Raw genomic sequence first — 20478 nt, forward strand, 5'->3', positions numbered from 1 at the left:
CGCGGGGGGGCGCCCCCACCACTGGGGGTCGATCAGCGGTGTTTCCACCACTGGTGGAGTTCGGCACGTTCGGTGGCCAGATGGTCGGCCAGGGCCTGGTCGAGCGCGGGCAGCGGACGGCCGAGCAGATGCGCGACATCGCGATACAGCTGGAGGGAGAGGGCGCTGTCCGCTGCCGTCAGGAGGACGGACAGCAGGGGCTCGTCCTCCTGGGCATGTTGGTCCACCAGATACAGCACCTCGGCCTTGTCCCGGAGGCCGAGTCGGGTGAGGCGCCGGTCGCCGCTCCGCCGCCGGAGGTCGTCCCAGGAGGTGCCGCGTCCTTCCCGGGCAGCCTTCTTCAGAGCGCCGTGCACTCCTCGGGCGATGTCGGCGAGCTCCGACGGATCAACTTGCCCCGGAGCGCGGGGCCGGGGCATCGGCCGCGGTGGGGCCTGCTCGATCCGGGCGGGCCGGGTGCGTGCCGCTCGTTCGGCTTCCAGCCGTGCGCGCTTCGCCTTCTCCTCCTCGACCCGCAGCACGAAACGCGTCCGGATGTCCGCGACGGTGGCCCGGTCGTCGTTGGAGGCGTCCTCGTCGGCGACCAACTCCACGGCTTGACGCAGTAGTACGCCTACCGGTCGGCCGGCGGTGAAGTCCTCGCGCAGCTGTGAGACGACCGTGGCCCGCCGCCGCGAGCGCTGTTCCTGCCAGCGGTGCCCCTTCGCCACCGCAGCACGCAGCTCCCGGCCGTCTTCCGTCTCGGGCAGCCCGGAGAGCAGGTGTTCTTCGGCAAGGCGCACCGCCGCCGCGACCTGGCCGGGATGTTCGAGATGCAGTGCGCTGTCGATTCGCTGGAGTGCCTGCAGCGTCTGGTCGGAATGCCGCGCGGCCGCCGCGGGGGCGACGGCAGTCCGGGGGAGGGGAACGGTGGCGTTCTTCGTGGGTACTGCAGCGGATTTCCGCTCGGAGAGGTGAGGTTGCGGAGCCGCGAGGGGGATGCCGACGTCGGGCGCGGAAAGGCCGTCGGTGGACAGCACCAGCCCCGCCAGCGGGAACCAACGGGTTCCGCTGCCCGCCTCCTGCACGCCTGTGGTTGTGGTCGGGGTACCGCTGTCGTTCTTGTCCAGGCGGATCCGGTGGACGCGGCCGCGCCGGTCGAGCACCTCGGGGCCGGCTTGCACGCCGGGCCCGAGGAAGAACTCCCAGACCTTCTCGTCGTCCCAACCGACTTCCCGCTGCTGGTCGAGGTGGACCAGCAGGATGCGGCCGTCCTCCAGACGCGCCCGCACCGCGGACCCGATCGGTTCCGGGAAGTCGAACTCGGCCACGACGCCCTGCGAGCGCAGCCAGGTGGCCAAGTCGGCTTTCACGAAAAGGTGGTTCGCGCTGTCCTTGCCGCGCGAAGCGCCCCCGCAGCGGTGTTCCGAGCCGCCGTCGGCATAGTGGGCGAAGTGGGAGATTCGGTCCCGGTACAGCTTCGTCGTCAACCGTCGACCACAGCCTCCGGGCAGGTGCGTGCCGCACCACCAGGTCTCGTCGGCGTGCTCCCGCCGGAAGGCATCCAGTTCGTCAGCGTCTTCCGGGCACACCACGGGTACGTCCGAGTCCGGGCTGCCGAGAACTGCCGTCTGGATGAGTCGTGTGTCCATTCTGCTCCAGTTGGTTGATATCGGTTGCTTGTCTCATTGTGCGCCCGGGTGCCGACAGGAAAGTCGGATGGCGTGGGGCGAGAGACGTTTTCCCGTGTCAAGTGCCCCGACCTCCACCCGCTTTGGGGCCGAGGCACCCACTTGTCGAGCGACTGCCGGGTCCGGGATCATCGAAGGCTGAAGGTCCGGCTGGGGGAGCAGGGGGATTCGAGAGATGGCCGAAGCACGCAAGGACGTGACCGCCAAGGTCGCCGATCTACTGTCGTCGCCGCTGTTGAACGGGGTGATCGGTGTCGTCGGTGTCGCCACGCCGCTGGTGGGCTGGCTCAGCGACTCGGTCAGCCTGCACGTCGTCCTGGCGGTGGAGACGGCGCTGCTGCTGTTCCTGGTGGCCAACCACCTCTGGATGCGCCGGGTTTACATCACCCTGCGCCGGGCCAACAACAAGGACATGTCCGATGCGCGGTATTTCGACCTCGTTCGCGGCCAGCTCGAACAGGAGCTGATCACCGACTTCGGTGAGATCGCGGACGGGCACCTTCAGGTGTACGCGGGAGAGGTGCCGCGGCTGTCGGTGCTGCTGTTCCAGGCGTTGATCGATTCCGGGTCGGAGCCGAAGCGGGTGCTGGCGGCGGACCTGACGACGAACCCGAGCCTGCTCAAGCAGCGCCGGGAGTACCTCGCGGTCAACCGGCGCCTGGTCGAGGCCGGCGGCACCATCCAGCGGCTGTTCATCGCCTTCGCCGCCGACCTGGCGCGGGAGGACTACGCCCGCTCCCTGCTGCAACTCGTCGACCACCACCGCTCCCTGGGCGTCACCTGCGGCATCGCGGTGCGCGACCGGCTGCGCGCGGACCAGGCGATCGACTTCGTGGTCGTCGCACGGGCCGCGGTGCTGGTCGAGGAGGACCAGGGCGACGCCGAGTACACCCGCGGCCGCTCCTCGGTGTACTTCAAGCAGATCGACCGCTGGACCGGGAGGTTCGAATCGATCTGGGGCCACGGCACCGACGCCGCCCCGTTCGTCCTGCAGACCTACGAGGCGGTGGCGCGGCCGATGCTGAACGCCGCGGAGTGGGACGAGCGCCGGGTCGCGGAAGCCGTCGACAAGCTCTGACCCCGCCCGTCGGACGGTGCTCGGGGCGGCGGCCGCTGCCTCGGAACGATGATCGCCGCCTCGGTACGATGGACGGCACGAGCCGAGCGGCCGGCGCCGGCGTGAGGGCGGAGAACAGCCCATGTCCCGACTTTCGATCACCAAGACCCACGGCTCCCGCAACGACATCTTCGTGATCGACGGCGCGCCCGACCGGCACTTCCCGGCCGCCGACCTCGAACGGGCCGTGACGAGGCTGTGCGACCGCAAGAGCGGTCTGGGCTCGGACGGCGTCTACTTCGTCGAGGACCACGGGGACGGCACCGCGCAGGCATGGTTCTTCAACCCGGACGGGTCTCCGGCCCTGCTGTGCGGCAACGGCATGCGCTGCGCGGGCAGGCTGCTGCTGGACCGCCACGGTGCGGAGTCCTGGACGGTCAACACCGGCCCCTACACCTTCACCGTCCGCGCCGCGCAGACCACACCGCACGGTGTGCGGCAGGTCGCCGTCGAACTGCCGCCGGCCGACTTCTCCCCGCAGGAGGCGATCGTCGCCGACGTCGCCTCCCCGTTCGTCGGACAGCTCCTGCCCGCCTACCACCCCGCGCTGCGGACGACCGCGGTGGCGATGCCGAACTCGCACCTGGTCAGCGTTGTGGACTCCTACGACCGGGCCGACCTGGTGGCCACCGGCAGCCGCGTCGCCGACCTGAGCTCGGCGTTCCCGATCGGGGCGAACGTCTCCTTCGTACAGCCCCTCGCCGACGGCGAGGTGTTCGTGCGCACCTTCGAGCGTGGCGCCGGGCTGACTCCTTCGTGCGGCTCGGGGAACTCCGCCTCCCGGGCGGTCCTCTCCCGCCTCGGCCTCGCCGAGCCCGGCCAGGCGGTGGTGGTCCGCAACGTCGGTGGTCCGGCCCGGGTGTGGCTGCAGGAGAAGGCCGGGCAGTGGCAGCCGGTCCTCGAAGGCAACGCCACCGTCGTCTACGAAGTCGAGCTGGATTCCTCCGCGCTGCTGGACGAAGCCCCGCTGGACCTCGTCCCCGGTCAGGCCGAACTCGCGGAAATCGCCGCGTTCGATCTGCTGTACAAGGACAATCTGAAGGCGTTGGAGGCCGCCGGGGTCGGCTCGTCCGAGATCTAGACGTTCGCCGACTCCGTTCCGGCCGGGCCGGGCCGGAGCGAGGGGGAGGGGAACCCGATGGACGTCCAAGGCTGCCTGCTGCTGATCGCGGGGGCGATCGTGCTGCGCCAGGCCGACCGCTGGTGGTTCAGCCCCGCGCGGGGGGCCCGGGAGCGGGCCGCCACCCGCCGGGGCCTGATGGAGATCCAGCGGGAGCGGGCCAACGACGCCACCCCGGTCCTGCTGATGGCCGGGCACTTGGCGGAGATCGCCGGCTGGTGGATGCTGGCCGGTGCGGCCGGGCCCACCGGGTGGGTGCTGTCCGCGCTGGCGGTGGCGGTGAAGGCGCGCCACCTCCAGGAGGTCAGCCACTTCGCCGTCCACGGGGTCCTAACCCGCACCCCGAGGCTGGGCACGGTCCTCGCCGAGGCGTGCGTCCACCTGCCGATGGGCCTGGGCCCGGTGGAGGACCGCCGCCGCCGGCACGTGCGTGAGCACCACCCCAACGCCACTGTGGCCGGGCGTGACCCGAATCTGGCGGACCTGGAGCGGGCAGGGCTGCGCCCGGGGGTGGGCCGGGCCCGCTACACCATGGGCATCGTCTTCCCGCTCACCCCGGCGGGGGCCGCCGCCACCTGCCGTTCGATCGTGGCGAACCTGGCGCCCCATGCGTACGGGTGGTGGCGGGCCGCTGCGTTCGTCGCGGCTCCGACCGCCGCCTTCCTGCTGGGCGGATGGCCGGGGGCGGTCTTCGGGTACGCGCTCCCGCGGCTGGTCCTGTACCCGCAGCTGGCATGGCTGTCCCTGATCGTGGAACACCGCTGGTTCGACGCCGCACCGTCCACCGGTGGGCCGGTCGCGGTGGAGGCCGGTCGGTGTCTGCGGCTGTACCCCGCCGGCCCGGTGGCGGCGTTGTTCGCACGCGCCACCTGGCTGCCCTACGGCGACCTGTTCCACTTCGCGCACTCGGCGCACCCGGCGGTCAGGTGGAACTACCTGCCCGCGTTGGAACGGGTGCTGGGCATGCCGGAGGCCACGCCGTCCGGGCTGCTGGCCGGTCGCGGGGCGGTGGTCGCCCGGCACTGGCGGGCGCTGGCGTCGACCGACCCCTCCGGGGCGCCGAACACCGTCCCGGGTGCGCGGGGAGTGCCGAGCAGGGTGTGAGTGCTGTCGGCGGAGGCCGGGCGGTGGCGTGTACCGGGCCGGGGGCCGTGCTCAGGTCTCCTTGGCGACCTGGTCGATGAACCGCAGGGACTCCTCCTGCCCCAGCGCGCGCCGACGGATCCGCTGGTAGGCGTCGGCGAGCTGGCGGACCTCGCGCTCGCCGTGCAGGAGGAGGTTGCCGGCCGGGGAGTCGACGTAGGCGACCGTCGGCTGGTCGCCGATGTCGAAGAGTGAGAAGGCGCCGGACAGGCCCGCGTGCGCGCCGCTCGCGAACGGCAGGACCAGGACGGTGACGTTGGACAGGGCCTGGACGGTGGCGATGATCGCCCGCAGTTGCTCACGCATGATCTTGGGACTGCCGACCGGCCGCCGCAGGGCGGCTTCGTCGAGGACGACCTCCAGATTCAGCGGGTTCCCCGGCTTGTGGAGGACCTCGGGGCGGCGGCCGCGGAGGGCGACCAGGCGTTCGACCGCCGCCGGGCTGTGGAAGCCGGAGCCTTCGAGCAGGGCCCGGGTGTAGTCGGCGGTCTGCAGCAGGCTGTGGATGAGGAGTGTCTCGGGGGCGCGCTCACGGTGGGCGGCGGTCTGCATCCCGAGCACGGAGTCCAGTCCGGAGGGCATGACGTCCTCGTACGGGGCCCACCAGGCGGTGGTCTCGGATTCACCCAGCAGGCGTAGGAGGTCGTCCACGGCGGTCACGTCGGTCACGCCGAACAGGACGGCGAGCCGCCGCAACTCGACGGGCTTGAGGACCGCCCCGGTCAGCTTGCCGTTCTCCAACCGGGAGATCCGGGAGTCGGAGCAGTCCAGGTGCTCGGCGACCTGGTGCATGGTCAGCCCTGCGGCGCGGCGCAGCCTGCGCAATTCGTTGCCCAGCAGCAGGCGGGCCTCGAGCGGGTTGGTCAGACTCACTCGGCGGACTCCTTGGACGGGCTTTCCCTTGCGTGATGCAAGCGCGTGACGCAAGTCTGCCCGATAGGGGTTGGGGCCTGCCATGGGGTCCTTCCAGCGTTTGTCCTGCATCCGGGGGGAGAATCGCGACTACAGGCCCGCGCACTTGCGTGACGCACTTGCGTGGAACTTGCGTGAAGGACACTGTAGAGCCCGGCGCCCGCTCCGCGCAGGAGCCGACACCGGCCGACCGGCTCTCCCCGCCCCGCACGCAGAAAGCCCCGAGATCCACGTGACCCGCACGCTGACCTTCACCAAGGGCCATGGCACCGAGAACGACTTCCTCCTCGTGCCGGACCCCGACGCCGAACTCGGACTCACCCCCGCCGACGTCATCGCCCTCTGCGACCGGCAGGCCGGCATCGGCGCCGACGGCCTCCTGCTCGTGACCCGCTCCGCCGCCCACCCGGACGCCGCGGACATGGCCGACGAGGCCGAATGGTTCATGGACTACCGCAACCCCGACGGCACCACCGCCCAGATGTGCGGCAACGGCATCCGGCTCTTCGCCCGCTACCTCCTGGAGACCGGCCGCGCCCGGCCCGGTACCGTCCCCATCGCCACCCGCTCCGGCGTCCGGGAGGTCCACATCCCCGGCGGCGGCTCCGGCGGCCATCCCACCGTGGCCATGGGACGTCCCGTGTTCCCCGGGCCCGACGGCATCAAGGTCACCGCCAACGGCCGCACCTGGCCCGCCCTCCACGTCGACGTCGGCAACCCCCACGCCGTCGTCCAGGTCGACGACCTCGCCGACCCCGGAGACCTGAGCACCCCGCCCACCGTCGAACCGGCCGGGGCCTACCCCGAGGGCGTCACCGTCGACTTCGTCACCACCCGAGGCCCGGCCCACCTGGCCCTGCGCGTCCACGAACGCGGCGCCGGCGAGACCCGCTCCTGCGGCACGGGCGCCGTCGCCGCCGTCGCCGCCGTTCTCCATCGGGAACCCGGGCTGCCCACGGGCAGGTACACCGTGGACGTGGCCGGAGGCAGCCTGGCGGTCGACGTCGCCCCGGACGGTGACATGCACCTCTCCGGCCCCGCCGTCCTCGTCGCCACCGGCACCGGCTACCCCGACCGCATGGGCCGCCGAGAGACCCCGCAGCCCTGACCTCCCCTGCGGGGCAAGCCCCACCTGGTCCCGTTCAGTGTCCACCGCGGGCTCCTCGCCGGGACCGTCACCGACCTCGCCCGCGGCGCCCTCGGCGCACCGATCGGGAGGGCCGGCCACCCCGGTTCCGAGCGGGGAGGCTCCCTCCCCGTACCGGCGCGGTTCGCATACGGTGGTGCCGACGATTCGGGAGGCGGCATGGCAGCCGGGGGCAAGCGGTCGGCAGCAGTGGTGGAGTTCTGGCGCGCGGTCGAGCTGTTCAGCGCCCAGACCGTGCCGGCGCCGAACGACCGGGAGCGGATCTACGACCCCGACGGTGCGGGGCGGCTCCCCTGGGAGGAAGGGCACCGGCTCCGGCAGGTTCCGCTGCCGGCGGGGTTCGTCTGGCAGCACGTGGTCTACGGCGGGCTCTTCCCACTGGCGAAGGTCCGCGACACCCTGATGAAGGTCTTCGGCCGGGACGAGGAGAGCCACGACGGCAGGCTGGACAGCCAGGGTGCGCTGTTCGCCCTCACGGTCGACGACCGGGGGACGGTGGTGCCGGACTCGCCGGTCATCTCGACCTGCGGCTGGGCGGTGGGCCGGGCCCTGACCCGGAACGTGGACCTCTTCGGCTGGCTGGTCGGTTTCGGGACGGACGAGGCGGCATGGCGGGCCCGCGCCACCGCGCTGGGACACCCGCCCGAGGACGGAGAGCTGCCGGAACCCGACGCGGGCCCGGAGGAGGATCCGGAGGGCACCGACCGCAAGGTCGTCGACGCGGCGGACCTGCTGGCGTTCGTCGCCGACCTCTCCCGGGCCTGGGGCGTCGAGCACGGCCTCGAACCCGCCGGGCTGAGGGTGCGCAGCGTCCAGGTCCGCAGGGACCGGGCCCAGGACGCCGACCAGCAGGACTTCCTCAACAGCTTCATCGCCGCGGACCTCGCGCGGGTCGCGACCTCCCTCGAAGCCGGCGACCCGGGCCGGGCCCTGGCCGAATACCTGACCCCGCTGGGCGAGCGCAACCAAGCCCTGCGGATCGACCTCCGCGAACGCCCGCAGTTCGTCCTGGAGAGGGTCGAACCCGGATGCTCCCCGGCGGGCCGCTGGCCGGCCGCCGCCAAGCACCCGCTGGCCCTCAGCCAGCAGTTCGCGGTCAACACGATCCACACCGAACTGGCCTGCGAAGGCGGCGTGTTCTCGGTGAACGGCCCGCCCGGGACCGGCAAGACCACCATGCTGCGCGACGCGATCGCCGACCGGATCGTCGAACGAGCGCGGGCCCTCGCCGACCTGCGCAAGCCGTCCGACGCCTTCCTGGAGACCCCGCTGAGGTGGAAGAGCGGCGAGCAAACCCGCACGGTGCGCCTGCTGCGGCCCGAACTGACGGGCTTCGAGATGGTGGTGGCCTCGGCCAACAACGGTGCGGTGGAGAACATCTCCAAGGAGATCCCCGCGCGCGCCGCGCTGGCACCGAAGTGGCGCGACGAGGTGGACTACTTCGCCGAGCAGGGCACCCGGCTGCTCAAGGGCGTACCGGCCTGGGGCACGGTGGCCGCCCACCTGGGCAACAAGACCAACCGGATCGCCTTCGTCAACCGCCTGTGGTACGGCAAGTACCTGCCCGACGACCCGACCACGCCCCAGGGACCGGACCTGCCGCCGGTGAAGGGGAAGGGCTGGCAGGAGACCGGTCACGGGCTGTCAAACCTCCTCTCCTCCTACTGGAGCGAGTCGCAGGCGGGGGTGTGGAGGAACGCGAAGGAGCGCTTCGTCCGGGCGCTGGCCGAGGTGGACCGCCTCGTCGCCGAGCGCGCCACCTGCGCTGCCGCGCTCGGCGGCGCACCGGCCGCCCTTGCGGGGATCGAACAGGCGGAGCAGCAGACCACGGCTGCGGCCGGGCTCCTGGACCAGTGGCGGCAGGAACAGCGCGCGGCCGACAGCGAGGCGCGCGGTGCCCAGGAGCATCTCGGCGAGGTGGCGGGGCTCCGGCAGGCCCACCACGCGCGGCGCCCGGGACTGGTGGACACCGTGCTCACCCTGGGGCGCGCGGTGCGCGACTGGCAGGCCCTCGACCGGCAGCACGGCGAACGCGAGCAGCAGGCCCTGGAACAGGCCGACGCCGCGCGCACACGACAGCAGCGGGCCACGACCGGAGCGGCCCGGGCGGAGAGCGCGTACGGGCAGTCGGCGCGAGCCCTGGAAACGGCCCGGGCGCACGAGGCCGGACTGCGGGAGGTGGCCGACCGGGGCCGTGCGCGCTGGGGCGCGCACGTGCCCGACCCGGCGGACACGAGCGAGGAGGCCCGCGAGCTGTCCTCGCCCTGGGCCGACGAGGAGATCTCCGAAGCCCGCACCGAGGTCTTCCTGGCCGCGCTCGACCTGCACAAGGCGTTCGTGCGGTGCACGGCCCGGACGATGTGGGGCAACCTGCGCGCCGCGATGGACGTCGTGACGGGGTCGGCCCCCGCGTCCGTCCCCGAACGGGCCCGCCTGGCGGCCTGGCAGAACCTGTTCCTGGTGGTGCCGGTGCTGTCCACCACCTTCGCCTCCCTCGACCGGGTGTTCACCGGCCTCGGACAGGACTCCCTCGGCTGGCTGTTCATCGACGAAGCCGGCCAGGCCAGCCCGCAGATGGCGGTCGGCGGCCTGTGGCGCGCCCGCCGGGCCGTCGTGGTCGGCGACCCGCTGCAACTGGAGCCCGTCGTCACCGTCCCGTTCACCGCGCAGCAGGCACTGCGCCGACAGTACGGCGTCGGCGAGGAGTGGATCCCGGGCTGGACCTCCGTCCAGCAGGTGGCCGACCGGGTCACCCGCTACGGCACCACGCTGCCCGCCGAACTCCCCGACGGATCGACGGAGGTGTGGGTCGGCGCCCCGCTGCGGGTGCACCGCCGCTGCGAGAACCCGATGTTCACGGTCAGCAACGCCATCGCGTACGACGGCCTGATGGTCAACGGCACCCGCTACCCCGACCCGTACGCCTACCGTCCGCTCAGCTCCTGGGTGCACGTCGGCTCCGTACACTCCGAAGGGCACTGGGTCCCGGACGAGGGACTCGCGCTGCACAGCATGCTCAAGAAGCTCCGGGACCACGGGATCGACCTCGACCAGGAGGCTTACGTCATCAGCCCGTTCCGGGCCGTGGTCGCCGGGGCCCGCAGGACGAGTCGACCGTTCATGAAGGCGGATCGGGTCGGCACCGTCCACACCACCCAGGGCAAGGAAGCGAACGTGGTCATCCTGGTCCTCGGCACCGATCCCCGGTCCCCCGGCGCCCGGACGTGGGCGGCCAAGCGGCCCAACCTCCTGAACGTGGCGGTCAGCCGGGCCAAACGGCGGCTGTTCGTCATCGGCAACCACGAACTCTGGACCCAGGAGCGGTTCTTCACCGACCTCGGCGACCGCCTGCCCCGGTACGACTGGAGCGCCAAGCCGACCGGCACCTCCGGAGGCTGAGCTCCGCCGAACCGCTTTCGACTCAGCTCTCGCGACCGCCACTTGGTGCCCGCACCCAGTCGTACGAGGACCACTACCGCGGGGGCATTGTCTGTTTCCGCCTCCAGGTGCTTGTTCTTCGGGCAGGCTGGGGCCTCGACCATGCCGACCCAGGGGGGAACCAGTGGGCACCTACGATCCGACGTACCTGCTCAAGGACGCTGTCAAGTCCGTCAGCCGTACCGCCGAGGCCCTCGCTGGCGGCCAGGCGGCCTGGGACCGTCCGCGCGACATCTCCAAGTCCCTCGAACTGCTGCGTGACCTGGTCGGCGACCTCTCGCAGGTGCTGCTGCAGCAGGCTGGAGCCCTGCCGCGCATGACCGGGGACTCGGGCGCTCCTGCTGCCGGCCGACACATCGCCGAGGCCGCGGCCATCGCGGCCCAGCTCGGCAACCAGCTCCGCCGGGCCCACGACGCGACCGACGGTGTTCGCTGATGGTCGCTGCGGCAGGGTCTCCGGCGACGGTGCCGCGGGCAGCGCGACTGCTGGGACGCTTGCGAAAGCGGTGGCGGCTGATGACCTCGGCGCCCGGAGGGGCGGCTGCGCGCAAACTCACCCGGGAGGCGCAGGGCGCGCTGGACGCGGTCGCGTCCGGGCGGCAGTTATCGGCCGGCCTGCGGACCGAGATCCGGGCCGCGCACAAGCTCGAGCCCTGGTTCAACCTCTTCTCGTTCGTGTCCATGCTCCTCGGCATGGTGGTCTTCCAGATCGAAGTCGGCATCGTGAAGGAGTCGGGACTCTTCAGCCGGCTGGCCGTTCTCCCGAGCCGGGTTTCCGCCCTGCTGATGGCGCTGGTCCTCTACGGCATGCTCTTCGTGGCTGTGTGGGCCACGAAGTGGACCGCGAACAAGATGGTCAGCAGTCTGGACGGGAAGTGGCAGTCCCACCGGACCCTGGAACCCGTCCTTCGGGCGCTCGCGGCCTGCGCCCTGCCAGAGCGCGACGACCTTCCACGGCTGCTGAGAGCCTGTGAACGAGCCGTCCGGCAGGCCCGCAACCGGCGCGGGACCGTACCCCGTTTCTCACACCGGCAGCGTGCGCTCAAAGACCATGCCGGTCGAGTGGTCGCCGCCCTCCGGACAGCCGAATCAGGTCTGGACACCTATCCGGAGCTCGCGCGGTGCGACTTGGCGGCCAAGCTGCACTCGATTGCCGAGGCGTACGTCGAGGGGCGGCTGGGAGCTCTGCTCCCTGAATCCGACCTCAAGGACGTCCAGCCCTCGCGCGGGTTCGAGACCACACGGTTGATCGCCCTCGCGGCGGCCTACCCCGTACTGACGTGGGCCGCCGGCACCGTCGGCCTGGCCGGAGAGGTGCAGGCCCAGACCGCGATGGTGGGCATGCTGATCGCGGCCGCCGGGCTGTTCGGCCGCCGGGCCCTGAGCACGCTCCAGAAGCTCTGGGCGCTGTTCGGGCGCTGAGGCCAACGGCGGTCAGGGCTGACGCAGTGGCTGAATGGCCTCCACCCGTGCTGCGCGGCACGGCTCTGGGTTCGCGCTGAGCGCCCTGGGCACGGCCCCGGCCTGTCGATGCGCTGTTCGACGGCCTGGTTGCCGAGACGGAGGGAACGAGCCGTGGGAGGCTGGTGCGGTGAAGGTGATCGGGTTCGTACTCAATGTGATCTGGCTGCTTTTCTGCGGCATCTGGATGGCCATCGGCTATGTGATTGCCGGAATCATCTGTTGTGTCCTCATTGTCACCATTCCATTCGGCGTTGCGGCCTTCCGGATCGCCGGCTACGTGCTCTGGCCGTTCGGACGGACGACGGTGGAGAGGCCGGATGCGGGCGCGCCGTCCTGCGTGGGCAACGTGATCTGGTTCGTCTTCGCGGGCTGGTGGCTGGCGCTGGGGCACATCGTCACCAGCATCCCGCTGTTCGTGTCGATCATCGGGATCCCGTTCGGCTGGGCCAACCTGAAGATGATCCCGATCTCGATCATGCCGCTGGGGCGCGAGGTCGTCTCCACGGACGAGCAGTTCGGTGGGCGCTGACCGCGGGTCCGGCGATGTACGGTCATCGCCGGACCCCAACCCGCGTCCGAGCTACCGGGGCCGGCGCTGCCCCGGTGCCGCAGCGACCGAGAGCCGGAACCGGAGCGGTTTCGCTGCGCGGAGCTGATCACCGGGCAACGATCCCGTTCGGCATCGCGTCCTTCCGCCTCGCGGGGTTCATGCTCTGGCCGTTCGGCCGCACCACCGTGGTGCGGGCCGACGCGGGCGCACCGTCCTGCGTGGGCAACGTGATCTGGCTGGTGCTCGCGGGCTGGTGGCTGGCGCTGGGGCACATCGTCACCAGCATCCCGCTGTTCGTGTCGATCATCGGGATCCCGTTCGGCTGGGCCAACCTCAAGATGGTGCCGATCTCCCTCATGCCGCTGGGCCGCGAGGTGGTCTCCACCGACCAGGGCTTCGGCAGCCGCTGACCGGTACGCCCGAAAACCGTTCGCGGAGCGGCCCGGCGCGGGGTACAACTGCCGGGTCGTGCACGGACGGTGAGGAGCGGCGGATGGCGGACGGCGAGGTCATGGCCGGCGGGGTCAACCAGGTGGAGCGGCGCGGAGACCGGGTACTGCGTCCGACCGGGCCGTGGTCGCCGGCCGTGCACGGGCTGCTGGCGCACGTGCGGGCGGCCGGGTTCACCGCGGGGCCGCGGTTCCACGGCCTGGCCGGGGACGGCCGGGAGGTGCTGGACTTCCTGCCCGGCGAGGTCTCCGACTACCCGCCCACCCCGGCCGCCGCCTCCCGCACCGCGCTGCTCGACGCGGCCCGCCTGCTGCGCGCCTACCACGACGCCACGGCCGGCTACACGGCCGAGGGCTGGATGCTGCCCGCCCGCGAGCCCGCCGAGGTGGTCTGCCACGGCGACTACGCCCCGCACAACTGCGTGCTGGACGGCCAACACGTGGTCGGCGTGATCGACTTCGACACCGCCCACCCCGGCCCCCGGCTGTGGGACGTCGCCTACGCGGCCTACCGCTGGGCGCCCACCACCGCCCCCGGCAACGCCGACGGCTTCGGCACCCCCGACGAACAGGCGGCCCGGGTACGGGAGTTCTGCGACGCGTACGGCCTCGGACGGGCCGACCGGGCGGGCCTGGTCGACGCGATCGAGGCCCGGCTGCACGCCCTGGTCGCGCACATGCGGGCCGAGGCCGCCGCCGGGAGCGCCGCGTTCGCCTCGCACCTGGCCGACGGGCACCACCTGATGTACCTCTCCGACGCCGCGTACGTGGTGCGCGAACGCACCCGGTTCGAGGCTCAACTCCTGGCGGAGTGACGGGAGATCAGCTCCCGGTACCAGTGGTACGAGTCCTTCGGGGTGCGCCGCTGCGTCGCGTAGTCGACGTGCACCACCCCGAAGCGCTTGCCGTAGCCGTACGTCCACTCGAAGTTGTCCAGCAGCGACCACACGTAGTAGCCGCGCACGTCCACCCCCGCGGCCAGCGCCCCGGCCACCGCCCGCAGGTGGCCGTCCAGGTAGGCGATCCGGTCGGCGTCGTGCACCACGCCGTCCGGGCCCGGGGCCTCGTGCTCGGCGGAGCCGTTCTCGGTGACGAACAGCGGCGGCAGCGCCGGGCCGTACTCCGCGCGCAGGCCCACCAGCAGTTCGCGCAGGGTGTCCGGGGCGACCGCCCAGTCCATCGCGGTGTGCCGGGCACGCGGGTCGCGGACGTGCGCGAAGCGGTTGTCGGTGGCGTCCCGGCGGGCCGGGTCGGGCTCCCGGTGCGGGGCGGTGCGGACGGTCGCCGGGGTGTAGTAGTTGACGCCCAGGAAGTCCATTGGCGCGGCGATCACCGCCAGGTCGCCGTCCCGGCGGAAGTCCTGGCGCTCGATCAGCTCGCCCCAGGTGTCCGCCTCGGCGACCGGGTAGCGGCCGCGCAGCAGCGGCTCCGTCCACACCAGGTTGCGCTGGGTGCGGGCGCGCAGCGCGGCGCCCTCGTCCTCCGGGGCGGCCGGGTGCACCTGGTCGAGGTTGAGGGTGATCCCGGCCTCCCGGACGCCGGCCGCGCGCAGCGCCCCCAGCGCCAGGCCGTGGCCGAGCAGCAGGTGGTGGGCGGCGGCCAGGGCGGGCGTCCCCGAGCGCACGCCCGGGGCGTGCACGCCGTTGCCGTAGCCCAGGAAGGCGCTGCACCAGGGCTCGTTGAGGGTGGTCCAGCGCGGCACCCGGTCCGCCAGCGCCCCCGCCACCACCGCCGCGTACTCGGCGAAGCGGTGCGCCGTCTCCCGGGCCCGCCAGCCGCCGCCGTCCTCCAGCGCCTGCGGCAGGTCCCAGTGGTAGAGCGTCACGGCGGGCTCGATCCCGGCCGCCAGCAGGCCGTCCACCAGCCGCGAGTAGAAGTCCAGCCCGGCCCGGTTGACCTTCCCGGCGCCGGTGGGCAGCACCCGCGGCCAGGAGACCGAGAAGCGGTACGAGCCGACGCCCAGGCGCCGCAGCAGCTCGACGTCCTGCGGCCAGCGCCGGTAGTGGTCGCAGGCCGGCTCCCCGGTGTCGCCGCCCTCGATCCGGCCCGGTTCGGCGCAGAAGGCGTCCCAGACGGATGGGCCGCGGCCGTCGGCGCGGGTGGCGCCCTCGATCTGGAAGGCGGCGGTGCCGGCGCCGAAGACGAAACCGGGCGGGAAGGAGAGTGCGGACATGCCCCGATTCTTGACCGCCCAAAGCTGCGTTGAACAGCTCGGAAGGCCGGGCAGATCCATTTTTGACTAAACGATTGCCTTACTCGTCCTGCTGTTCCAGGTGCTCGCGCAGCGCCCGGAACTCGGCGGCGAGCCCGTCCAGCGTGTAGTGCGCGTTCAGGCCGCTCGGGTTCGGCAGCAGCCACACCTCGGTGCCGCCGACCGGCTCCGGCTGCGGCCCGACCGTCGCCCGCGGCCGGCCGAACGCCGCCCGGTACGCCCCGATCCCGAGCACCGCCAGCACCCGCGGCCGCAGCCGCCGCACCCGCGCGGCCAGCGCCAGCCCGCCCTCCCGGTACTCCTCGGCGGTCAGCTCGGCCGCCTTCGCGGTGGTCCGCGCCACCACGTTGGTGATGCCCAGCCCGAAGTCGAGCAGCTCCCGCTGCTCGGCCGGCCGCAGCTGCCGCGGGGTGAACCCCGAGCGGTGCAGGGCGGGCCAGAACCGGTTGCCCGGCCGGGCGAAGTGCTGCCCGGTGGCGCCCGACCACAGGCCCGGGTTGATCCCGCAGAACAGCACCCGGAGGCCGGGTGCGGCCACGTCCTCGATGGTGGCGTCCTGGGCGGCGGCGAGCTGTTCGGGCGTGGGCCTGGCGCCGGTGGCCGGGCGCTGCGGCGGGGTACGGGTCACCCCGTCCACTCTGCCGTACCGGGCGGGCGCGCGAGCGCCGCCGAGCGCCTGCGAACCGTTTTCGGGGCATCGGCCCCGGAGGGGTCTTCCGGCAGGTCGGGACGGGTGCGGCCGATGTCCGGCATATCGGATGGATAGTCAGTTCGATTGTTTTCCTGACCTGATGACTTCCCGGGCGGAGAATGGGGCGGTGCCATACGAACTGAACGCGCTGATCGCCGCCGAAGAGCTGATCGCCGTGGTGACGGCCGAAGTCCCGCTCGCGCGCTCCGCACCCCTGCCGCACGGCCTCGCGCTGGTGCCGATGACCGACGAACTCCACGACGCGCTCCAACACCCCTCCAGCACGCCGGACTTCGGGTTCAAGCGGTTCCCCTCCGGGTTCGCCCTGCGGATCGCCGGCTGGTCCAAGTCCGCCCCGATCGCCTACGTCGAGGCCGACGACGAACACCCGGCGGGCCGCCGCGCCGCCCTCTGGTACGACGGCCGGATCACCCTCGGCCCGCTCGCCCCGCCCGACGGCGACCCGCTCGAACGCGTCCTACGGGCCCTCGGCGCCACCGACACCACCGCCCCGGCCCTCACCGCCGCCGTCGACGCGCACCGCCTCGCCCCCACTGGGCCCGCCGAGGACTGACGGCGGGCGGCGGGGCACCCGGATTCCCCCGCGCGAACTGCTCCGCCGCGGTTCTGCCGGGCGTTGTCCGGACCCCGGGGAAATCCCGGTTGCCCGATTCTTCGCTTCGGTCGCCGTCCGACCCGATTCCACCCTGGTGAATCGGTAGAGACCACTTCGGGGGAGGGGAGTCTGCTCCGCCCTGCCCGTGACCTGGACGTTTCGGGGGACGGGCGGCGCGGGATGCGAGCGCAGATCCAGGAAATTCGGGAAAATAGGCCATTTCCGAATTTCGGTAGGATGCCGCCTCTGCATACTCCGCCCCCGTCCTAGTTGTGCTTTTTCGGTCAATCGGCACCCAAGAGGGGGCACGGCCTGCAAAAATCGCGGAGGGGGGCTGCTCGAACGGGCGGGACGGTGGACGTGACCGAACCGGTTCCGCCGTCGAGGGCCGCGCGCCGGTGGGGCCGTCGTGGCAGCGCACAGCCGCACTCCGCCAGGCGTTCGTCCGAACGGAGGGGCAGGGAAGTGAGCACACCCGCAGCAGGCGGCGAGTTCAGCGTCGATCTGGAGGCGATGAGCCGCGCGCAGACGGTCCTGAACGGCATGGCCATGGACAGCAGGAACCTCGGCGCCGGCCCGAACGGGTCCACCAATGCCGCCGCCGGCGCGCACAGCGGATGGGAGACCGCGGCCGCGCTCCGCGACGCACTGGCCGAATGGGACCGGCAGGCCGACGACCTGAACACCCGCCTGCACCGGGACAGCGCGGCACTGGAGCAGAGCAGGCAGAACTACGAACGGACCAACGAGTCCCTCGCCGACCGGTTGAGGAGGGCTTGACAGGTGCTCGGATACGAAGACGTCCTCAACGCCGACCCGGACACCCTCTCCGTGGCCGCCGCCGACTGGCGCGAGACCGCCCGGAAGTGCGGAACCATGGCGGACGACTACGGCGCCGACGTGCTCTCGCTCATTCGCGACGGCCACTGGAAGGGCAACGCGGCCGGCATGGCCCACTTCCAGATGGTCATGACCCAGAACGACCTCTCCGCGGCCCAGACCGAGGCGAACGCGCTGGCCAGCCTGCTCGACGACGCCCACGCGGACTTCACCGCTGCCCGGAAACAGGTCCGCGACGCCGCGACCGGCGCGACCGGTGCCGGCTTCCGGGTCACCGGGACGGGAGTCGCCGTCTTCGACCCCAGCACCCTCGACCCCGACCTCGGCAACGCGTACCACCACGACCCCGGCGCCCGACAGGCGTACCAGGACGCAGCCGACGAGTGGACCCGGACCATCGAAGCCGGCATCCGCCGGGCCACCGACGCCGACCAGCGCGCCGCCCACGCCCTGCGCGCCGCCTCGGACGCGGGCACCACCGGCTCCGGGCACAGCTTCAACAGCCGCGCGCTCGGCGGTGGCGACGCGGCCGACGCCCAGCGCGCGGCGGACCTCGCCACCCGGATCGACGGCCTGAGCGACGACGAACGCGCCCAACTCGCCAACCTGATGCGGGCCAATGCCGACAGCCCGGAGTTCTCCCGCACCCTGCTCGACAGACTCGGCCCCGACAGCACCCTCAAGCTCGCGAACTCCCTGAACGACCCGGGCGGGAACGGCGGCAAGAAGGCCACCTACCCGGGGATGGAGGCCGACCTGGCCCGCGTCGTCGGCACTGCCACCCAGGACCCGAACACGGAGTTCTACCGGAAGTGGCGGGAGGGGATGAAACAGAGCGGGGAGAAGAACTTCGGCTCCAACAGCCACCCGGTGTACGGGTACCAGATCCTCGGAACCCTGGTCACCAAGGGGGACACGACGTACTCCACGCCCTTCCTGAGCGATCTCGCGGACGACATCGTGGCCAGCGAGAAGGCACACCCCGCCCACTGGGACTTCGGAGCGTCCCACGACGGCACCCCGTACGGAGCGGACCCGCTGGACGAAGTACTGAGCGCAATGGGCCGACAGCCCGACTCGGCAACCGCCTACCTGGACCCGGAGGCGAACGGCGGCAACGACCGGCTGCACTACCTGCTCAAGGAACGACAGTGGCCGACGGACCACAACCTCACCATCGCCGGCGACCGGGGGATGACCGACCCGCTCTCGCAGAGCGGTCTGGCCGCCGCGCTCGAAGCCGCCGCCACCGGCGAGCGGGCCGGCACCATGCACGACGGTAAGCACAGCGAGGCCCAGGCCCGGATCATGCACGACACCATCACCATCACGGACGAGAACGGCGGTGGTGACAGCATCACGGCCGTGCTGCGCCAGCCACTGGCCAACGCCCTCGCCGACTACGTAGGGGACACCCACGAACTGCTCAACGGCCGCAACCAGCCGTACAACAGCCACATCGATCACAACTCGGTGTGGACGGACGGCGACACCACGCGGATGTCCGTCAACCAGGCCAGTCTGGTGCGGTTCATGCGCGGTCTGTCGGACGACCCGGCTGCTTACGGCACCCTGCACCGAGCCGAGACCGGCCAGATCGACAAGGACCTCGCCGCCATCGGCCCCAACCCCACCACGGAGCAGATGCAGGACTCGATGGGCAAGGGGGCCGCTGCACTCGGCGTCTTCGACGCCATCCGCGCGGACACGGCCATGGACCTGCGCGACGACAAGAACGCCCAGGCCGACTGGAAGGCCAAGGCCCTCTACCACGTCGTCGGCGCCCCGGTCACCCCGATCGCCCCGCTGGGCGACGTCGCTCAGCGGCTAGTCGACAGCTGGACCTACGCGGTCAGTCTGAACGAGAAGGACGAGAGCAACACCCAGGCCAACGCGGACATCTCGGACACCTACCTGGAAGCCAACCGGCAGATGAGCGACATGATCGGCATCTGGGCCGCCGACCGCCACATGGACCCTGAGAGCCACCAGATCAATTCGGTCGAGGACAACCTGCTCAACGACCGCAACCGCAGCAGTACGGTCGCCAGCCGCTATCTCGGTCGGGGCAACGCATGAGCGGCCTGGCCGCCCGTCGTTCCCGGGAACTGGCCGCGGGTGCCGTCGTGCTGGCGCTCGTCGCGGGTGCCGGTCTGTGGTGGGTGCTGCGCTCCGAGGAGCAGGGGTGTGCAAGGGTGCGTGGTGACGGTCGGATCAAAGCCGTTCTGGGTGGCGGGTGGCGGTCCGACCTGTCGTGCGGCGAGTTGGGGGAGAAGCTGCGCGCCGTCGTCGTCGGGGTTCGGCCGGGGGTGCACACCGTCGCGCAGGCGGAGGCGATGCGCACCGTCGTGGTGGTCCTCGGCGAGGGCACCGTTGTCGCCCCCGAACTGCGCGGCCCGCTCGCGGCGGCGCTCGCCGACTACGCCGCGGACACCCACGAGGTGCTCACCGAGATCAACGAGGTCTACAACGGGCACGCGGGGCGCGACGGGGTGTGGCAGGACGGGAACGGCGTCCACCTCTCGGTGTACCGGCGGGACCTGCTGCACGTGCTGCGCGGCCTCGCGGAGGACCCGTCCGGCTATGCCGCGCTGCGCGCCGCCGATCTGCGGCTGGCCGCCGCCGGTGTCGCCTCCATCGGGCCGGAGGCCCCGGACGTGGAGATCGTCAGCCGACTGGTCCTCGCCGCCGCGCCCGCCGGCGCCTTCGACGGCATCGCCGACGACGTGCTGCGCGGGCGCGACCGCTCTGTGGCACAGGCGTGGAAGGGCGAGGTGCTGCGGCGGTTGAAGGAGTCGGATCCGGACGACCGGGCGGCCGCGGCCTGGCTGGACGGGATCACTCCGGCCGATCCGGACGGCGCGGACGGCTTCCCCCGGCTGGGCGGGCAGGTGCCCGCGCTCTTCGGGGCACGGGTCGCGGCCGTCCGCCCCGACCTCACCCCGGAGGCGGCGGACAGGTTCGAGGACCGGGCCCGGCAGACCGCCGCTCGAGAGCGGCAGGAGGTGCCCGAGGTGCTCGGAAGGGGCCGCTGACCGGCCCCCGGAACGCCGGGAGGGCGCCCCCGCCCCCGTGCGCCCGCCCCGGGGGGGGGGCCGCGTCCCCCCCC

General features: G+C 72.2%; 18 protein-coding genes. 14 read left to right on the forward strand and 4 right to left on the reverse strand.

Annotated features, from left to right (window positions below; all coding sequences use genetic code 11):
- Nucleotides 1-32: 32 nt before the first annotated feature.
- Nucleotides 33-1631: a hypothetical protein gene (locus ACFUEL_RS14525; protein WP_380236544.1), complete on the reverse strand. Its 1599-nt coding sequence runs from the start codon at nucleotides 1629-1631 to the stop codon at nucleotides 33-35.
- A gap of 214 nt (nucleotides 1632-1845) precedes the next feature.
- Here ACFUEL_RS14525 and ACFUEL_RS14530 point away from each other — a divergent pair, with 214 nt between their 5' ends.
- The 3 genes from ACFUEL_RS14530 (at nucleotide 1846) to ACFUEL_RS14540 (ending at nucleotide 5011) form a co-directional block, all read left to right on the forward strand.
- Nucleotides 1846-2748, forward strand: coding sequence for a hypothetical protein (locus ACFUEL_RS14530; RefSeq protein WP_380236545.1), 903 nt, complete (start codon nucleotides 1846-1848; stop codon nucleotides 2746-2748).
- Nucleotides 2749-2869: 121 nt separating this feature from the next.
- Nucleotides 2870-3868 (forward strand): diaminopimelate epimerase, encoded by a 999-nt coding sequence (dapF, locus tag ACFUEL_RS14535; RefSeq protein ID WP_380236546.1) that lies wholly within the window; start codon nucleotides 2870-2872, stop codon nucleotides 3866-3868.
- Between the two features lie 57 nt (nucleotides 3869-3925).
- Nucleotides 3926-5011 (forward strand): fatty acid desaturase, encoded by a 1086-nt coding sequence (locus ACFUEL_RS14540; RefSeq protein WP_380236547.1) that lies wholly within the window; start codon nucleotides 3926-3928, stop codon nucleotides 5009-5011.
- A gap of 51 nt (nucleotides 5012-5062) precedes the next feature.
- Here ACFUEL_RS14540 and ACFUEL_RS14545 read toward each other — a convergent pair whose 3' ends face one another.
- Nucleotides 5063-5923 (reverse strand): helix-turn-helix domain-containing protein, encoded by an 861-nt coding sequence (locus ACFUEL_RS14545; RefSeq protein WP_380236548.1) that lies wholly within the window; start codon nucleotides 5921-5923, stop codon nucleotides 5063-5065.
- A 271-nt stretch (nucleotides 5924-6194) separates the two neighbouring features.
- Between ACFUEL_RS14545 and dapF (ACFUEL_RS14550) the strand changes: the two genes are divergently transcribed.
- The 7 genes from dapF (ACFUEL_RS14550) to ACFUEL_RS14580 all read left to right on the forward strand — a co-directional run bounded on the left by dapF (ACFUEL_RS14550) (nucleotide 6195) and on the right by ACFUEL_RS14580 (nucleotide 13825).
- Nucleotides 6195-7070, forward strand: coding sequence for a diaminopimelate epimerase (gene dapF / locus ACFUEL_RS14550; RefSeq protein ID WP_380236549.1), 876 nt, complete (start codon nucleotides 6195-6197; stop codon nucleotides 7068-7070).
- Nucleotides 7071-7268: 198 nt separating this feature from the next.
- Nucleotides 7269-10508, forward strand: coding sequence for a DEAD/DEAH box helicase (locus ACFUEL_RS14555; RefSeq protein WP_380236550.1), 3240 nt, complete (start codon nucleotides 7269-7271; stop codon nucleotides 10506-10508).
- Between the two features lie 163 nt (nucleotides 10509-10671).
- The gene (locus ACFUEL_RS14560; protein WP_380236551.1) at nucleotides 10672-10983 is read left to right on the forward strand and encodes a hypothetical protein; all 312 of its coding nucleotides are present in this window, start codon (nucleotides 10672-10674) and stop codon (nucleotides 10981-10983) included.
- A gap of 80 nt (nucleotides 10984-11063) precedes the next feature.
- Complete coding sequence (locus ACFUEL_RS14565; RefSeq protein WP_380236552.1) at nucleotides 11064-11969, forward strand: hypothetical protein; 906 nt, start codon at nucleotides 11064-11066, stop codon at nucleotides 11967-11969.
- Between the two features lie 169 nt (nucleotides 11970-12138).
- Nucleotides 12139-12540 carry a YccF domain-containing protein gene (locus ACFUEL_RS14570; RefSeq protein WP_380236553.1) on the forward strand — a complete coding sequence of 134 codons (402 nt, stop codon included), beginning with the start codon at nucleotides 12139-12141 and terminating at the stop codon, nucleotides 12538-12540.
- Nucleotides 12541-12653: 113 nt separating this feature from the next.
- A complete protein-coding gene (locus tag ACFUEL_RS14575) occupies nucleotides 12654-12971 on the forward strand; it encodes a YccF domain-containing protein (protein ID WP_380236561.1) in 318 nt (105 codons plus the stop codon).
- Nucleotides 12972-13054: 83 nt separating this feature from the next.
- Nucleotides 13055-13825 carry a phosphotransferase gene (locus ACFUEL_RS14580; protein WP_380236554.1) on the forward strand — a complete coding sequence of 257 codons (771 nt, stop codon included), beginning with the start codon at nucleotides 13055-13057 and terminating at the stop codon, nucleotides 13823-13825.
- Here the strand turns inward: ACFUEL_RS14580 and ACFUEL_RS14585 are convergent.
- Both ACFUEL_RS14585 and mug read right to left on the reverse strand, forming a co-directional pair.
- Entirely contained in the window at nucleotides 13807-15183 is a 1377-nt protein-coding gene (locus tag ACFUEL_RS14585) for a GH1 family beta-glucosidase (protein WP_380236555.1), read from the reverse strand. The two genes, ACFUEL_RS14580 and ACFUEL_RS14585, sit on opposite strands and share 19 nt — an antisense overlap.
- Nucleotides 15184-15262: 79 nt before the next feature.
- Nucleotides 15263-15850, reverse strand: coding sequence for a G/U mismatch-specific DNA glycosylase (gene mug / locus ACFUEL_RS14590; RefSeq protein ID WP_380236556.1), 588 nt, complete (start codon nucleotides 15848-15850; stop codon nucleotides 15263-15265).
- 190 nt (nucleotides 15851-16040) lie between these two features.
- On the opposite strand from mug, the gene ACFUEL_RS14595 reads away from it, so the two are divergent.
- The 4 genes from ACFUEL_RS14595 (at nucleotide 16041) to ACFUEL_RS14610 (ending at nucleotide 20404) form a co-directional block, all read left to right on the forward strand.
- Complete coding sequence (locus ACFUEL_RS14595; protein WP_380236557.1) at nucleotides 16041-16487, forward strand: hypothetical protein; 447 nt, start codon at nucleotides 16041-16043, stop codon at nucleotides 16485-16487.
- Nucleotides 16488-16994: 507 nt separating this feature from the next.
- Nucleotides 16995-17309: a hypothetical protein gene (locus ACFUEL_RS14600; protein ID WP_380236558.1), complete on the forward strand. Its 315-nt coding sequence runs from the start codon at nucleotides 16995-16997 to the stop codon at nucleotides 17307-17309.
- Between the two features lie 3 nt (nucleotides 17310-17312).
- A complete protein-coding gene (locus ACFUEL_RS14605) occupies nucleotides 17313-19448 on the forward strand; it encodes a DUF6571 family protein (RefSeq protein WP_380236559.1) in 2136 nt (711 codons plus the stop codon).
- On the forward strand, nucleotides 19445-20404 hold the full coding sequence (locus ACFUEL_RS14610) for a hypothetical protein (protein ID WP_380236560.1): 960 nt from the start codon (nucleotides 19445-19447) through the stop codon (nucleotides 20402-20404). Before ACFUEL_RS14605 ends, ACFUEL_RS14610 begins: the two co-directional genes overlap by 4 nt.
- The last annotated feature ends 74 nt before the right edge of the window (nucleotides 20405-20478 follow it).

This window comes from Kitasatospora sp. NPDC057198 (assembly GCF_042670125.1).
In the GTDB taxonomy this organism is placed as follows: Bacteria; Actinomycetota; Actinomycetes; order Streptomycetales; family Streptomycetaceae; genus Kitasatospora.

Excerpts from the sequence above, each read along its gene's own strand:
- ACFUEL_RS14555 (WP_380236550.1), top strand. The coding sequence starts at position 7,269 with ATGGCAGCCGGGGGCAAGCGGTCGGCAGCAGTGGTGGAGTTCTGGCGC.
- ACFUEL_RS14610 (WP_380236560.1), top strand. The coding sequence starts at position 19,445 with ATGAGCGGCCTGGCCGCCCGTCGTTCCCGGGAACTGGCCGCGGGTGCC.
- dapF (WP_380236546.1), top strand. The coding sequence starts at position 2,870 with ATGTCCCGACTTTCGATCACCAAGACCCACGGCTCCCGCAACGACATC.
- ACFUEL_RS14580 (WP_380236554.1), top strand. The coding sequence starts at position 13,055 with ATGGCGGACGGCGAGGTCATGGCCGGCGGGGTCAACCAGGTGGAGCGG.
- ACFUEL_RS14530 (WP_380236545.1), top strand. The coding sequence starts at position 1,846 with ATGGCCGAAGCACGCAAGGACGTGACCGCCAAGGTCGCCGATCTACTG.
- ACFUEL_RS14585 (WP_380236555.1), bottom strand. The coding sequence starts at position 15,183 with ATGTCCGCACTCTCCTTCCCGCCCGGTTTCGTCTTCGGCGCCGGCACC.
- ACFUEL_RS14525 (WP_380236544.1), bottom strand. The coding sequence starts at position 1,631 with ATGGACACACGACTCATCCAGACGGCAGTTCTCGGCAGCCCGGACTCG.
- ACFUEL_RS14540 (WP_380236547.1), top strand. The coding sequence starts at position 3,926 with ATGGACGTCCAAGGCTGCCTGCTGCTGATCGCGGGGGCGATCGTGCTG.
- ACFUEL_RS14565 (WP_380236552.1), top strand. The coding sequence starts at position 11,064 with ATGACCTCGGCGCCCGGAGGGGCGGCTGCGCGCAAACTCACCCGGGAG.